This is a genomic window from Streptomyces sp. NPDC086077 (genome assembly GCF_040686175.1).
Lineage (GTDB): Bacteria > Actinomycetota > Actinomycetes > Streptomycetales > Streptomycetaceae > Streptomyces.
Map to the genome: position 1 here is coordinate 121,537 of NZ_JBFBJT010000001.1, position 17,108 is coordinate 138,644.

Consider the following 17,108-nt stretch of genomic DNA (forward strand, 5'->3'; position numbering starts at 1 on the left):
GCACGCTGCTGTGTGCGGTTCCGAAGAAGTGCTGGCGTACTGGCGGCGGATACTCACCCCGCTCCCGCTGGAGACATCCCTGCCCACCGACCGGACCTATCCGGCGGAGCCGGCAGCGGAACGGGAGACCCGCACGCTGGCCGGCGTACCGGACGCCGCCGACACCGTGCAGCTCGCGGCGTTCGTCGCCCTGCTGCACCGCTACAGCGGCGCGCCGGACCTCACCGTCGGCCACGACGGGCTCTTGGTGCGGGTGTCCCTCGACCACGAGCCCACCTTCGGGGAACTCGTACGCCGTGTGACCGGGGCCTGGGAGGAGGCGGTGACCCACCGGGTGCCCGCCGAACTCCTCGTCGACGAACTGCGGCCCCGGCCGACGCGCGGCGGCGGCCTGTTCGTCAACACGGTGTTCGCGACGGCGGCCCGGCCCGCCGGCGACCTGCCCGCTCCCGCCGACGTGGTGCTGGAGGTGCGTGAAGGCCAGGCGCGGGCGACGTACGACCCCCGCCTGTTCGACGGCGGCACCGTGGAGCGGATGCTCGGCCACTACCGGGTACTCCTCGCCGACGCGCTGGCCCGGCCCGGGACCACCGTCGCCCGGCTCGACCTGATGGGCCCCGACGAGGTGCGTCAGGTCGTCGTCGACTGGAACGCCACCGAGCACACCGTGCCGCCGCTCACCTGGCCCGCGATGTTCGCCGAGCAGGTCCGGGCGCGCCCCGACGCCGTCGCCCTGGTCTTCGAGGACGAGGAACTCACCTACGCCGAGCTGGACGCCCGGGCGAACCGTCTCGCCCACGCCCTGATCGCGCGCGGCGCCGGCCCCGAACGCATCGTCGCGCTGGCCCTGCCGCGCTCCACCGATCTGATCGTCGCCGAGGTCGCCGTCCTCAAGTCCGGCGCCGCCTATCTGCCGATCGACCACGACTACCCGGTGGACCGTATCGGGTACATGCTCGGCGACGCGGCACCGGTCTGCATGGTGACCACCGAGGAGACCGCGCGGGAACTCCCCGAACGCGACGGCATGACGCTGCTCGCACTCGACGCGCCCGCCATCGCCGCCGAAATGGCCCGGTGCGAGGCCCACGACCCCGCCGTACCCGTCTCCCTGCTCAACGCCGCCTACGTCATCTACACCTCGGGCTCGACCGGCCGCCCCAAGGGCGTCGTCCTCTCCCACAGCGGCGTCGCGAAGCTCGTCGCCACCCAGAGCGAGCGGTTCGGCATCGGACCGCACAGCCGGGTGCTCCAGTTCGCCTCGCCCAGCTTCGACGTCGCCTTCTGGGACCTGTGCCTCGGCCTGCTCTCCGGCGGCCGGCTGGTCGTCGTACCGGCCGAACGGCGGGTGCCCGGCGCGCCGCTCGCCGACTACGCGAACGCCCACGGCATCACCTTCATGATCCTGCCGCCCGCGCTGCTCGCCGCCATGCCCGAGGACGTGCGGCTGCCGTCCGCGGCCACGCTGCTGGCGGGCACCGAACGGGTGTCCCCGGAGCTGGTGGGCCGCTACGCGCGCGGACGGATGATGTTCAACGCGTACGGGCCGACGGAGGCCACCACCAACTCCACACTCGGTCTGTGCGATCCGGACATCCCGGCCGGTTCCATCGTGCCGATCGGCGTCCCCGACCCCGGCACACGCGCGTACGTCCTCGACGCCTTCCTGCGGCCGGTTCCCGCCGGTGTCACGGGTGAGCTCCACCTCGGCGGAGCCGGCCTCGCGCGCGGTTATCTGGGCCGCCCCGACCTGACCGCCGAGCGGTTCGTCGCCGACCCCTTCGGCGCGCCCGGCGAACGCCTCTACCGCACCGGTGACCTGGTCCGCTGGAAGGCGGACGGGCGGCTGGAGTTCCTCGGCCGCGCCGACGCCCAGGTCAAGATCCGCGGCTTCCGTATCGAGCCGGGCGAGATCGAGTCCGTGCTGCGCGGCCACCCCGCAGTGGACCAGGTCACCGTGGTGGCCCGCGAGGACCGCCCCGGCGACCGGCGGCTGGCCGCCTACGTCGTGCCCGCACTGGACGGGCCGCGCGACGCCGACCCGGAGGCGCGGGTCGAGGAGTGGAAGCAGCTGCACGAACTCCTCTACCGCGCCGCCGGATCCGAGGGGTCACGCGAGAACGCCGGCGGCTTCCGCGAGAACTTCGCGGGCTGGAACAGCATGTACGACGGCCGGCCGATACCCGTCGAGGAGATGCGCGAGTGGCGGGACGCGACCGTCGAGCGCGTCCGCGCACTCGGCACCGCCCGCAGGGTGCTGGAGATCGGCGTCGGCAGCGGCCTGATCCTGTCCCGGATCGCGCCGGACTGCGAGGCGTACTGGGGCACCGACCTCTCGCAGCAGGCGATCGACGCCCTGCGCGCCCAGGTGGCGGCCGACCCGGAGCTGGCCGCCAAGGTCGAGCTGAGCGTCCGCCCCGCGCACGACACCGACGGGCTGCCGGCCGGCTACTTCGACACCGTCGTCCTCAACTCCGTCGCCCAGTACTTCCCGAGCGCCGACTACCTCCGGGACGTACTGACCCGGATCTCGGCGCTGCTCGCCCCGGGCGGACGCGTCTTCGTCGGTGACGTACGCAATCTGCGGCTGCTGCGCACGCTGCGCGCCGCCGTCGAGACCCGGCGCTCGGCGGGCGAGGAGGAGGCGGACAAGAGCGCCCTGCGCGCGGCCGTCGAGCGGTCGGTGCGCTGGGAGGGCGAACTCCTCCTCGACCCCGACTTCTTCGCCGCGCTGGACGGCTTCGACGCCGACATCCGCATCAAGCGGGCCACGCACCACAACGAGCTGAGCCGCTACCGGTACGACGTCGTCCTGCGCCCCGCTAACGCCACGGCCGGCGTTCCGGACGAGCGCGAGGTGCACTGGGCCGCCGTCGGCGGTCTCACCGGCCTGGCAGACCTGCTCGCGCGGCGGCCGCGGCGGCTGCGGGTCACCGGTGTGCCCAACGCCCGTCTCGCCGAGGACCTGGCCGACCTGCGGCGGCTGGAGGGCAGCGGCCAGGAGGCGGCACCCGGCGTCGACCCCGAGGACGTCGACCGCGTGGCCGCCGAGCACGGCTACCAGGTGGCCCTCACCTGGAACGGCGCCGCCGACGACGGCGCGTTCGACGTGCTCCTCGCCCTCGACGGCCCGCTGTCCGGGCCGTACCGCACCACCGGGGCGTACCCGCGCGCCAACCGCCCCGCCCCCTTCCGCGACGTGACCGCCCTGATGCGGAGCCTGCGCGCGCACGCCGCCGAGTGGCTGCCCGACTACATGGTCCCGTCGGCCTTCGTCCCGCTGCACACCCTGCCGGTCACCCCCAGCGGCAAGATCGACGCCAAGGCGCTGCCGGTCCCGGACCGTTCGGCGATGAGTTCCGGCCGCCCTCCGCGCACCGCCCGCGAGAAACTGCTCTGCGGGCTGTACGCCGGGGCGCTCGGGCTCGACTCCGTGACGGCCGAGGACGACTTCCTGGCCCTCGGCGGCGACAGCATCACCGCCATCCAGCTGCTGGTCCGGGCGCGGGAGGCGGGGCTCCGGCTCACCACCCGCGACGTGTTCCGGCACCGCACGGTCGCGGCGCTCGCGAAGGCCGCCGTCGAACGCACCGACGAGCACACCGCCGACCACCCGCTGGTCGACGCCGACGCGGCCGAACTTGCCGAGATCCAGGGCACGCGACCGCTGCCCGTCGCGGAGCTGTTCCCCCTCACCCCGCTCCAGCAGGGCTTCTTCTTCCACGCGCTGAGCGGCGGCCCGGACGGCGACGCCTACGTGGTGCAGCAGGTGCTCGACCTGGCCGGGCCGGTCGACGGCCCCACCCTGCGCCGGGCCGCGCAGCGCCTGCTGGACCGGCACGCGCCGCTGCGGGCCGCCTTCCGCCAGCGCCCGGACGGCACGCCCGTCCAGATCATCACCTGGGACGCCGAGCTGCCGTGGCGGGAGATCGACCTGTCGGCACAGGACGGCGAGGTCCGCGAGGCGCTGGGCGACGCGGTGGCCGAGGACGAGCGTTCCCGGGGCTTCGACCTGGCCGCGCCGCCGCTGCTGCGCTGCGCCCTGATCCGGCTCGGCGCACTGCGCAGCCGGCTCGTCCTGACGTTCCACCACATCGTCGCCGACGGCTGGTCCCTGCCGGTCCTGCACCGCGAACTGATGGCCTGCTACGGCGACGACGCGCCGCCCCTCGCCGACGTCACCCCCTACCGCGCCTTCCTGCGCCGCCTCGCGGAGCAGGACCGTGACGCGGCCGGCGACGCCTGGCGCGCCGCCCTCGCCGGGCTCGACGAGCCCACCCGGCTCGTGGCCGCCCCGGGGACGGGAGCGCCGGTGCGGCCCGCGCACATCCGCGTGGAGCTGCCCGAGTCGACCACAGCGCGCCTCACCGAGCGGGCCCGCGCCCACGGCGTCACCCTCGGCACGGTGGTCCAGGCCGCATGGGGGCTGCTGCTGGGCAGGCTGACGGGCCGGGACGACGTCGTGTTCGGCACCACGGTCTCCGGCCGGGACAGCGAGGTGGACGGCATCGCCGCCATGGTCGGCCTCTTCATCAACACCCTGCCGACCCGCTTCCGCTGGGCGCCGGGCGAGCCGCTCGGGGAGCTGCTGGTCCGTCTCCAGGACGAGCAGGCCCGCCTCCTCGACCACCAGCACCTGGGTCTCGCCGAGATCCAGCGGCTGGCCGGGCACGCGGGCGGGGGCGAACTCTTCGACACCCTCGTGGTGTTCGAGAACTATCCCGCCGAGACCGACCTGCGGGACGCCTCGGGCAGCATCCGGATCACCGGCGACGCGTTCCACGACGCCGTCCACTATCCGCTCGCCCTGGTCGTCAAGCCCGGCCGCCGGCTCGACCTGCGGCTGAAACACCACACGGAACGGCTGGACGCGGACGCCGTGCGCGCGCTCGGTGACCGGCTCGCCCGCATCCTGGAGGCGATCGCCGACGACCCGGCGCGCCCCGCCGCCTCCGTCGAACTGCTGTCGCCCGACGAGGCACTGCGCGCCCATCTGGCGGGCGAGGAGCGTCCCGTCCCGGACACCACCCTGGCCGAGGCGTTCGCGGCGCAGGCCGCCCGCACCCCCGACGCGACCGCCGTCCTGTTCGAGGACGAGATCCTGACGTACGCCGAACTCGACGCCCGCGCCGAGGCGCTGGCGGCCCGGCTGCGTGGTCGCGGAGCGGGCCCGGGCGCGTTCGTCGCGGTCGCGGTCCCGAGGTCGGCGGAGCTGATGGTCGCCCTGATCGGCGTGCTGAAGTCCGGTGCCGCGTATCTGCCGGTCGACCTGGACTACCCGGCCGACCGGGTGGCCCACATGCTCGCCGACTCCGGCGCCACGACGGTGGTCACGCTGTCCGCGTCCGCCGGCCGGCTGCCCCGGCAGGCGCCCTCGGCCGTGCTGCTCGACGCACCCGAGACGGCCGCCGCTCCCGTCGCCGGGCGCACGGCCCGCCCCGGCGACCCCGCCTATCTCATCTACACCTCCGGCTCGACCGGTCTGCCCAAGGGTGTGGTCGTCACCCACCGCGCCATCGTCAACCGGCTCGCCTGGATGCAGGCCGCCTACGGGCTGCGCGCCGACGACCGCGTGCTCCAGAAGACCCCGTCCAGCTTCGACGTGTCCGTCTGGGAGTTCTTCTGGCCGCTCCTCGAAGGCGCCGCCGTGGTCCTCGCCCGGCCCGACGGACACCGCGACCCGTCCTATCTGGCGGCGCTCGTACGCGAGCGGTCCGTCACCACGATGCACTTCGTGCCGTCCATGCTGGAGGCGTTCCTCCAGTCGGAGGACGTCACCGCCGACCCCGACTGGGCGGCGTCCCTGCGCCGCGTGCTGAGCAGCGGCGAGGCGCTGCCGACGGCCGCCGCGAGCCGCTGGCGCGAGCTGACCGGCGTACCGCTGCACAACCTGTACGGCCCGACCGAGGCCGCCGTCGACGTCACCCACCACCCCTACGACGGGGACGCGGGCACGACCGTGCCCATCGGGCGGCCGGTGTGGAACACCGGCATGCGAGTGCTCGACCGGTGCCTGCGGCCCGTGCCCGACGGGGTCCCGGGCGAGCTGTACCTGACGGGCGTGCAGCTGGCGCTCGGCTACCACGCCCGCCCGGCGCCGACCGCCGAACGCTTCACCGCCGACCCCTACGGCCCGCCCGGCAGCCGTATGTACCGCACCGGCGACCTGGTGCTGCGCCGCGCGGACGGCGTGCTCGAGTACCTGGGCCGCACCGACCGGCAGGTAAAGCTGCGCGGCAACCGCATCGAACTCGGCGAGATCGAGGCCGCGCTGGCGCGCCTGGTCGAGGTGGCGCAGGCCGCCGTGACGGTACGGGACGACGCACTCGTCGCCTACGTCGTGCCGAAGCCCGGCACCGCCGTCGACGCCACGGCGCTGCGCGGCGCCCTGTCCGGCTCCCTCCCCGCCCCGATGGTCCCCGGCGCCTACGTCCTCCTCGACGCGCTGCCGCTGACCCCCAGCGGCAAGCTGGACCGGGCCGCCCTGCCCGCCCCGCGGGCCGTACGGGCCGTGGCCCGCGCGGCCCGCGATCCGCGCGAGCAACTCCTCACGGAGATCTTCGCGGCCGTGCTGAAACTCCCCGACGCCGGCGCGGACGACGACTTCTTCCTGCTCGGCGGCGACAGCATCACCTCCATCGCCGTCTCCAGCCGCGCCCGCCGCGCGGGTCTCGCGATCGGCCCGCGCGACGTCTTCGAGCACCGCACCCCGGCCGCCCTCGCCGCGGCGGCCACGGTGGACCAGCGCGCCGAACCCGCCGAGGCGGCCCCCGCGTTCGTCCTCACCGAGGAGGAACGCGCCCGCGTCGAGCGGCTCGCCCCCGGCCGCGTCGAGGACGTGTGGCCGCTCGCGCCGCTCCAGGAAGGCCTGTTCTTCCACTCCACCTACGACGACGGCGTCCTCGACGTCTACACCGTCCACGAGTCCTTCGACTTCGCCGAACGGGTCGACACCGCCCGGCTGGTGGCCGCCACCCGCACCCTGCTCGACCGCAACCCCAGCCTGCGCGCCGGCTTCACCGGCGAAGGCCTGCCCCAGCCGGTGCAGTTCATCGTGCGGGACGCGCAGATACCGCTCACCGAGGTCGACCTGTCCGGGCTGGCGACGGCCGAACAGGACGCCCGGATGCGGGCGTTGATGGACGAGGAGCGCTCCCGGCGCTTCGACCTGACCAGCCCGCTGCTGTTCCGCATGCTGCTCGTGCGGCTCGGGGACGGCCGCGGCGACCGCCTGGTGATCGGACGCCACCTGATCCTGTGGGACGGCTGGTCGGCCTGGCTGTTCCTGGACCAGCTCTTCGCCCTCTACGAGAACGCGGGAGACCCCGAGGGACTCGACAGGCCCGGCTCCTACCGCGACTACCTGACCTGGCTCGAGCGCCAGGACGACACGGAGGCCACCCGCGCCTGGCGGACCGCCCTGGCCGGGTTCGAGGAGCCCACGCTGCTGGCCCCCACGGTCTCCGACCGGGGCCTGGAGCCGGTGATCCCCGAGCAGCTCGACGCCGTCCTCGCCCCCGAGGTGGCGGACCGGCTGCGCGACACCGCCCGCCGCCACGGCCTCACCCTGAACACGGTCCTCAACGCGGCCTGGGGCCTCGCCCTGGCGGCCGTCACGGGCCGGACGGACGTCGCGTTCGGCACGACCGTCGCCGGACGTCCCAGCGAGGTCCCGGACGTCGAGAACGTCATCGGCATGTTCCTCAACACCGTGCCGGCCCGCCTCGCCTTCGACCCGCGCGAGCCGGTCCTCGACCTGCTGCGCCGCGTCCAGGGCGAGCGCCTCGCGCTGATGCCGTTCGAGTACCTGGGCCTCGGCGTCCTCCAGGCCGAGACAGGCCACCGGCGCCTGTTCGACACGCTGTTCGTGCTGCGCAACGCCGACACCGACGAGCGGCTCGCCGAGTTGCGCGACCGGCACGGGGCGACGGCCGTCGCCAACGTGGACGCCACCCACTACCCGGCCAACCTGGTCGTCACCCCGGGCGAGCGGGTCCGGGTCACCCTCGCCTACCGTCCGTACCTGCTGGACGACGTCTACGCGCGCGGCCTGCTGGACCGGTTCGTGCTCCTGGTCGGCCGACTGGTCGCCGACCCGTCCGCCGCCGTCGGCTCGCTGGACCCGCTGCTGCCCGCCGAGGCCGCCACGCTGGCCCGTGAGGAGAGCGCGAACCGGCAGCCGGTGCCGCACGAGACGGTCGCGGACATGCTGGCCGCCCAGGCCGCCCGCACCCCGGACGCGACGGCCCTCGTCTTCGGCGCCCAGACCGTCACGTACGCCGAACTCGAAGCCCGCTGCAACCGGATGGCACGGCTGCTCCTGGCGCGCGGCGCGGGCCCCGAGAAGGTCGTCGCGCTGGGCCTGCCGCGGTCGATCGACATGGTGGTGGCGCTGTTCGCGGTGCTGCGCACCGGGGCCGCGTACCTGCCGCTGGAGCTCGACCACCCGGCGGAGCGGCTGTCGCTGATGCTGGCCGACGCCCGCCCGCTGCTCCTGCTGTCGACGGAAGCGGTGTCACGGACCCTGACGGGTGACACCCCGCGCGTCCTGCTCGACGCCCCGGACGTGGCGAGCGAGCTCGCGGGTCTGCCCGCCGACGCCGTGGAGGTCACCTTCAGCCTCGACCACCCCGCGTACGTCATCTACACGTCCGGTTCCACCGGCCGCCCCAAGGGCGTGGTCACGCCGTACGTCGGCCTGACGAACATGCAGCTCAACCACCAGAAGGAGATCTTCGCCCCGGCGATCGCCTCGGCGGGCGGGCGGCGGCTGCGCATCGCGCACACCGTGTCGTTCGCGTTCGACATGTCCTGGGAGGAACTGCTGTGGCTGGTCGAGGGCCACGAGGTGCACGTCTGCGACGAGGAACTGCGCCGTGACGCCACCGCGCTGGTGGCGTACTGCGAGGAGCACCGCGTCGACGTGGTGAACGTGACGCCCACCTACGCCCATCTCCTCATCGAGGAGGGCCTGCTGGAGGGGCACCGGCCGCCGCTCGTGCTGCTCGGCGGCGAGGCGGTCACCGAGACGGTGTGGAACACCTTGCGGGACACGGAGGGCACGTACGGCTACAACCTGTACGGGCCCACCGAGTACACGATCAACACCCTCGGCGGCGGCACCCACGACAGCGCCACCCCCACCGTGGGCCGCCCGATCCGCGCCACCCGCGCCCGCGTCCTGGACGCCTGGCTGCGGCCGGTGCCGGACGGGGTCGCGGGCGAGCTGTACATCGCAGGCGTGGGCCTGGCCCGCGGTTACCTCGACCGGCCGGGCCTGACGGCCGAGCGGTTCGTGGCCGACCCCTACGGGCGGCCGGGCGAGCGGATGTACCGCACCGGTGACCTGGTGCGGCGCGGCCCGGACGGCAACCTCGACTTCCTCGGCCGTACCGACGACCAGGTCAAGATCCGCGGGCACCGGGTGGAGCTCGGCGAGATCGAGACGGTGCTCGTCCAGCACCCCGAGGTGTCCCAGGCGGCCGTCGTCGCCCGCGACGACACCAATGCCCCCGGTACCAAGCGGCTGGTGGGCTACGTCGTCCCGGCGGACCCCGACGCCGAGGCGCTGCGCACGGCCGAGCGGGACCAGATCGGCGAGTGGCGGGAGATCTACTCCGCCGAGTACAGCGAGATCGGCACGGCCGTCTTCACCGAGGACTTCGCGGGCTGGGACAGCTCCTACGACGGCGCGCCCATCCCCGTGGAGCACATGCGTGAGTGGCGCGAGGCCACCGTGGAGCGCATCCGCGAGCTGCGGCCGCGGCGGATCCTGGAGATCGGCGTCGGCTCCGGTCTGCTGCTGTCTAGGCTCGCCCCGGACGCCGAGGCCTACTGGGCGACGGACTTCGCGGAGCCCGTGATCCGCAAGATCGGCGAGGACCTGAAGGCCGACCCCGAGCTGGCGCGGAAGGTCGAACTGCGCTGCCGACCGGCCGAGGTGACCGAGGGCCTGCCGACCGGGTTCTTCGACACGGTCGTCATCAACTCCGTCGTGCAGTACTTCCCGAGCCTCAACCACCTGCACAAGGTGATCCGGGGCGCCCTGAAGCTGCTCGCACCGGGCGGCGCCCTGTTCCTCGGTGACGTGCGCGACCTGCGGCAGGCGCGGGTGTTCCAGACGGGCATCCAGCTCGCCCGGGCGGGCGCGGACACCGACCCCGACTCGCTGCGCCGGGCCGTGGACCGCGGCCTCGCGCTGGAGAAGGAACTCCTCGTCGACCCCGACTGGTTCAGCACCCTCGGCGTCGGCGTCGAACTGCGCACCAAGGCCGGACGGCACCACAACGAACTGACCCGGTACCGCTACGACGTGGTGCTGTACGAGGGCGAGGGCGCCCTGCGGGTCGACGACGCCCCCGTCCTGGACTGGGCCGGCACCGGCGACCTCGCCGCCCGCCTGGACGGCGTGGACCTGCTCCGGGTCCGCCGCGTACCCGACGCCCGTACGGCGGACGACCTCGCGGCGACGCGGGCGATGGACGCCGGCCGGCCCGTCCCCGCCCCGGCGGGCGAGGAGCCCGAGCGACTGCGGTGGCTGGGGGAGTCGCGCGGCTACCGGGTCCTGACCACCTGGTCGGACGAACCGGGCCACTTCGACGCCGTGTTCGTGCGCGGCCCGCAGCCCCGGCGCACCTCGGGCCTGCACCGCCCCCGCCACGACCGGGGCACCGCCCCCTACGCCAACACCCCCACCGCCACCCGCGGCAACGGCGCGCTCGTCCGCCGGCTGCGCGAGGACCTGGGGCAGCGGCTGCCCGGCTACATGGTCCCGGCCGCCTTCGTGGTCCTGCCGCGGCTGCCGATGAACGACAACGGCAAGCTCGACGTGCGGGCACTGCCGGACGCCGAGCCGGCGGTGGCCCTGTCGGAGGGCCGCGGGCCGCGCACGCCCGTCGAGGAGGTGCTGTGCCGTCTGTTCGCCGAGGTGCTGGGCCTGGCGCGCACCGGCGCGGAGGACGACTTCTTCGACCTGGGCGGCCATTCGCTGCTGGCCACCCGGCTGATCAGCCGGGCCCGCACCGAGCTGGGAGCGGAGCTGGCGATCCGGGACCTGTTCGAGGCCCCGACCCCCGAGGCGCTGGCCCTGCGCGCGCAGGCGGGACGGCCCGCCCGGCCGGTGCTGGAACCCGTACCCCCGGCCGAACGTCCCGCACGGGTGGCGCTGTCGGCGGCCCAGCGGCGGCTGTGGCTGGTGGAGCGGATCACCGGCGGCGGCGTGGCCTACAACTTCCCGCTGGTCGTCCGGGTGCGCGGAGCACTCGACATCGACGCCCTGCGGGCCGCGCTGCGCGACGTGACGGGCCGTCACGAGGCGCTGCGCACGAGGTTCGTGGCGGAGGACGGCGAGCCGTACCAGGGGGTCGTGCCGCCCGGCGCGGTCGAGCCCGACGTCCAGGTGACCGACTGCGCCGAGGAGGAACTCGCCGCGCGGATCGAGGCGGCCCAGCGCCGCCCCTTCGACCTGGCCGGCGAACTCCCCGTCCGGGCCGAGGTCATGCGGCTCGCAGCCGAGGACCACGTGGTGGCGGTGGTGCTGCACCACATCACCACCGACGAGTGGTCGGACCGGCCGTTCCTGGCCGACCTGAACCGCGCCTACGCGGCCCGTGCCGCCGGCGAGCGGCCCGACCTGGCACCCCTGCCGGTGCAGTACGCCGACTACACGCTGTGGCAGGAGCGCCTGCTCGCCGAGGTCGGCGAGGAACAGCTCACCTACTGGACGCGTACCCTGCGCGATCTGCCCGAGGAGATCCCGCTGCCGCTGGACCGCCCCGGCGCGGCCCGGACCACCGGCCGGGGCGCCGTCGTGCGCCTGGACCTGCCGGACGCCACGGCGGCCGCGCTGCGGGAGCTGGCCGCCGGCCATCAGGTCAGCATGTTCATGCTGTTCCAGGCGGCGACGGCGGCCCTGCTGCACCGGCTCGGCGCCGGGGACGACATCCCGCTCGGCGCGCCGATCGCTGGGCGCACCGACAGCGCGCTGGACGACCTGGTCGGCTTCTTCGTCAACACGCTCGTCCTGCGCACCGACCTGACCGGCGACCCGACCTTCACCGAACTCCTCGGCCGGGTACGGGAAGCCGCGCTGGCCGCCTTCGAGCATCAGGACGTGCCGTTCGACCGAGTGGTCGAGGCCGTCAACCCGGCGCGCGTCGCCGACCGAAACCCGCTGTTCCAGGTGATGCTCGGCTACCACCACCGGCCCGACGGCGACCCCGACCTGTTCGGGCTGCCCACCGAGTGGTTCGACATGGACACCGGCATGGCCAAGTTCGACCTGGACTTCACGTTCGTCGACCACGGCGCCGGACGCGACATGGCGCTGCTGCTGGAGTACGCCACCGACCTCACCGACGCGGACACGGCCGCCCGGCTCGTCGAGCGGCTGGTGAGTCTGCTGGAGCAGGTCGCACGGGATCCCGCCCGGCCGGTGGGCGCACTGACCGTCCTGACGGCCGAGGAGGAGTCGGCCGCCACCACCGTGTGGAACGACACCGCCAGGCCGCTGGAGACCCGCTCGGTCCCGGAGATCCTGGACGAGCTGGTCCGGGTTCGGCCCGACGCCCCGGCGCTGGTCGCCGGGGACGAACGGCTCAGCTTCCGGGAGCTGGCGGAGCGGGTGGACGCGGTGGCCCGGCTGCTGCTGCGCCGGGGCGCGAGCCCCGAGACGGTCGTCGGGCTGGCCCTGCCCCGGCATCTGATGGTCCCGGCCCTGCTCGGCGTACTGAAGTCGGGGGCCGCCTACCTCCCGCTGGACCCCGAGTACCCCGCCGACCGGCTGGAGTTCATGCTGCGGGACACCGCGTCCCTGTGCGTCCTCACCACGGCCGCGCTCGCGCCGAGACTGCCGCACGACTGCGTGCCGGTGCTGCTCGACGAGGCCGGCCTCGGCACGGACGGCGAGACCCCGGCCCCCGTGGCTCCCGCCCCGTCTAACGCCGCGTACGTCATCTTCACCTCTGGCTCCACCGGCCGGCCCAAGGGCGTCGTCGGCACCCACCGCGGCCTGAGCAACCTCTTCGCCGTACAGCGCGACGACGTCGTCATCCCCGCCGAGCGGGCGGCGGGCCGCACGGGCCTGCGGGCCGCGCACGCCGCGTCGTTCAGCTTCGACGGCAGCTGGGAGCCGCTGATCTGGCTGCTCGCCGGCCATGAGCTGCACGTGACCGACGAGGCCACCATGGCCGACCCGGCCGCACTGCTGGCGTACCTGGAACGGGAGCGGATCGACTACCTCGACGTCACCCCGACCTACATGCGCGAGCTGGTCCACCACGGCTTCCTCGCCCCCGGCGGCCACGTCCCCGGCGTGATCACGGTCGGTGGTGAGGCGATCCCCACGGCACTGTGGGAGCGGCTGTGCGCGCTGTCGGACGTGGCGGTCCACGACCTGTACGGACCCACCGAGTGCGCGGTCGACTCCTACGGCCGGCACCGCGACGCGTCCGGCCCCTGGGCGGCCCCGGTCGGCAACATCCGCGCCCACGTCCTCGACCACGCGCTGCTGCCCGTCCCCGTGGGCGTCACGGGCGAGCTGTACCTCGCCGGCGAAGGGCTGGCCCGCGGCTATCTGAACCGGCCCGGCATGACCGCGGAGCGGTTCACCGCCGACCCCTTCGGGACGCCTGGCAGCCGCATGTACCGCACCGGCGACCTCGCCCGACGCCGCCGGGACGGCACGCTGGAGCTGCTGGGGCGCGCCGACAGCCAGGTCAAGCTGCGCGGCTTCCGCATCGAACCCGGCGAGATCGAGGCGCTGCTCGCCGGGCACCCCGACGTGGCGACCGCCGCCGTCGTCGTGCGCGAGGACACCCCGGGCGTGCGCAGGCTGGTGGCCTACGTCCTCGCGGCCGGGGACCGCGAGCCCGACCTCACGGAACTGCGCGGCCACGCCGCCGCCACGCTGCCCGCGCACATGGTCCCGGCGGCCTTCGTCGCCGTCGCCGCGCTGCCGCGCACGGTCTCCGGCAAGCTCGACGAGAAGGCGCTGCCCGCGCCGGACCTCGCCGCGCTCAGCTCGGGACGCAGGCCCCGCACACCCCGCGAGGACCTGCTGTGCGAGGTGTTCGCCGCGGTGCTCGACGTCCCCGAGGTCGGCATCGACGACGACTTCTTCGCCCTGGGCGGCCACTCGCTGCTCGCCATGCGGCTGACCGCCCGGATCCGGGCCGCGCTCGGCACCGAGGTGTCCCTGCGGACGGTCTTCGACGCACCCACCGTGGCCCGGCTCGCGGAACGCGTCACGGACGAACAGGACACCGCCCGTCCCGCCCTGACGGTCCGGCCGCGTCCCGAACGCCTGCCGCTCTCCTCCGCCCAGCAGCGGCTGTGGGTGCTGTACCAGGTGGAGGGCCCCTCCGCGACGTACAACATCCCCGCGGCCTGGCGGCTGACCGGTGCGCTGGACGTCGAGGCACTGCGCGCCGCGGTGCACGACCTGGTGGTACGGCACGAGACGCTGCGCACGGTCTTCCCCGACGAGGAGGGCCGGCCCTACCAGCGGGTGCTGGACGCCGCCGACGTCCGCATCCCCTTCGAGGTGGAGGACACGGACGCCGACCGGCTGCCCGGGCGGCTGGAGCGGGCCGGGGCGTACGGCTTCCGGCTGGAGAGCGAACCACCGCTGCGCGTCCATGTGTTCCGCACCGGCGAGGAGGAGTGGATGCTACTGCTCCTGCTGCACCACATCGCCGGAGACGAGTGGTCCGAGGCCCCGCTCAACCGGGACCTGTCGCTCGCCTACGCGGCCCGGACGGCCGGGCGGGCCCCCGGCTGGGAGCCGCTGCCCGTCCAGTACGCCGACTACACGCTGTGGCAGCGTGACGTCCTCGGCGACGAGAAGGACCCGCTCAGCCTGGCCGCGCGCCAGATCGCCCACTGGCGCCAGGCGCTGGCCGGGCTGCCCGAGGAGCTGGCGCTGCCCGTCGACCGGCCCCGCCCACTGGAGGCGAGCTACCGGGGTGGCTCCGCCGACCTGTCGCTGGACGCGGACTTGGCGGCGCGACTCCACCGGTTGGCGCGCGACAACGGCGTCAGCGTGTTCATGGTGCTGCAGGCGGCCGTGGCCACCCTGCTCACCAGGCTGGGAGCGGGCCACGACATCCCGATCGGCAGCCCCATCTCCGGCCGCACCGACGCGGCCCTGGAGGACCTGGTCGGGTTCTTCCTCAACACCATGGTGCTGCGCACCGACACCTCCGGGGACCCCTCCTTCCGGGACCTGCTCGCCCGGGTACGGGAGGCCGACCTCGCCGCGTTCGACCACCAGGACGTCCCCTTCGAGCGGCTGGTGGAGGTGCTCAACCCCACCCGGTCCCTGGCCCGGCACCCGCTGTTCCAGGTGATGGTGGTGTACCTCGCGTCCGGCGGGGACGACGCCGGGCTGCCCGGACTGCGGGCCCACCGGGACGAAGTGGCGCAGACCACGGCGAAGTTCGACCTCTCCTTCGACTTCGTGGAGCGCTCCGACGGCCGTGGCGTCGACGGCGTGCTGGAGTACAGCGCCGAACTGTTCGACCATCCGACCGCGCAGTCCTTCGCTGACCGCCTCCGGCGCGTCCTGCGGGCCGTCACCGCGGACCCGGACGTCTCGCTCGGGCGCATCGGCATCCTCGACGCCGGGGAGGAGACGCGGCTGCGCGGCGGCTGGCACGGCCGCCCCCTCGGCGCCGCGCCGGCCACCGTGCCCGCGCTGTTCGAGGAAACGGTCCGCCGGTGCCCGGACCTGCCCGCCGCCGCCTCGGACGGCGTCGAGTACAGCTTCACCGAGCTCAACACGGAGGCCAACCGGCTGGCCCGCGTCCTGGTCCGGCACGGCGCGGGTCCCGAGCGGTACGTCGCCCTCGCGCTGCCGCGCACCGCGCACTTCCTGGCGGCCGTGCTCGCCGTGCACAAGGCGGGGGCGGCGTATCTGCCGCTCGACCCGGACGCGCCCGGGGACCGCACGGCCGACGTCCTCGCCGACGCCCGCCCGGTACTGACGCTCACCACCCGCGCCCTGGCCGCCACCCTGCCGCCCGGCACCGAGCCCCTAGTCCTGGACGAGCCCGGCACGGCCGAGCGGATCGCGGCACAGGACGCGGGCGACCTCACGGACGCCGACCGGACCGCCCCGCTGAGACCCCGGCACCCGGCGTACGTCATCTACACCTCCGGCTCCACCGGCCGCCCGAAGGGAGTCGTGGTCACCCACGAGAGTCTCGGCCACCTCTTCCACAGCCACCGCGAGACGCTGTACCGGCCGGCCGTCGAGGCCACCGGGCGGCGGCACCTGCGGGCGGGCCACGCCTGGTCCTTCTTCTTCGACGCCTCCTGGCAGCCCCAGCTGTGGCTGCTCGACGGGCACTGCGTGCACGTGGTGTCCGAAGAGGCGCGGCGCGACCCCGAACTGCTGGCGGCGGCCGTCGCCGCGCACCGCTTCGACTTCCTGGAGGTCACTCCGTCGTTCTTCGCGCAGATGGCCGACAGCGGTCTACTGAACGGGGACGACTGCCCCCTCGCGGTCGTCGGCGTGGGCGGCGAGGCCGTACCGGGGGCGCTGTGGCAGCGGCTCGCCGCGCTGCGCGGCACCGAGGCGTTCAACCTGTACGGGCCGACGGAGTCCACCGTGGACGCCCTGGTGGCGCGGGTCCGTGACAGCGAACGACCCCTCGTGGGACGGCCGGTGGCCGGCACCCGCGCCTACGTCCTGGACGGGCTGCTCCAGCCGGTGCCGCCCGGAGTCACGGGCGAGCTGTACCTGGCGGGCGGCGGCCTCGCCCGGGGCTACCTGGACGCGCCGGGGCTCACGGCCGAGCGGTTCGTGGCCGATCCCTTCGGCGAGCCGGGCGGGCGGCTGTACCGCACCGGCGACCTGGCCCGCTGGACCCCCGACGGGCGCCTCGACTACCTCGGCCGCGCCGACGACCAGGTCAAGATCCGCGGCTTCCGCATCGAACCGGCCGAGATCGAGTCCACGCTCACCGCACACCCCGCCGTCGGCCAGGCGCTGGTGACGGTACGGCAGGAAGGCCCGCGCAAGCTCCTGGTGGCCTATGTGATCCCGGCCCCGGGCACCGCCCCGGACCCGGGGGCACTGCGCGGTCATGTCGCCGCCCGGCTCCCGG

1 protein-coding gene is annotated in these 17,108 nt (G+C 74.5%); it reads left to right on the forward strand.

The genetic code is table 11. The annotated features are described in order from the left end of the window. Positions 1-10: 10 nt before the first annotated feature. On the forward strand, positions 11-17,108 hold a 17,098-nt coding region (locus AB0O67_RS00555; RefSeq protein ID WP_365443730.1), incomplete at its 3' end, for an amino acid adenylation domain-containing protein.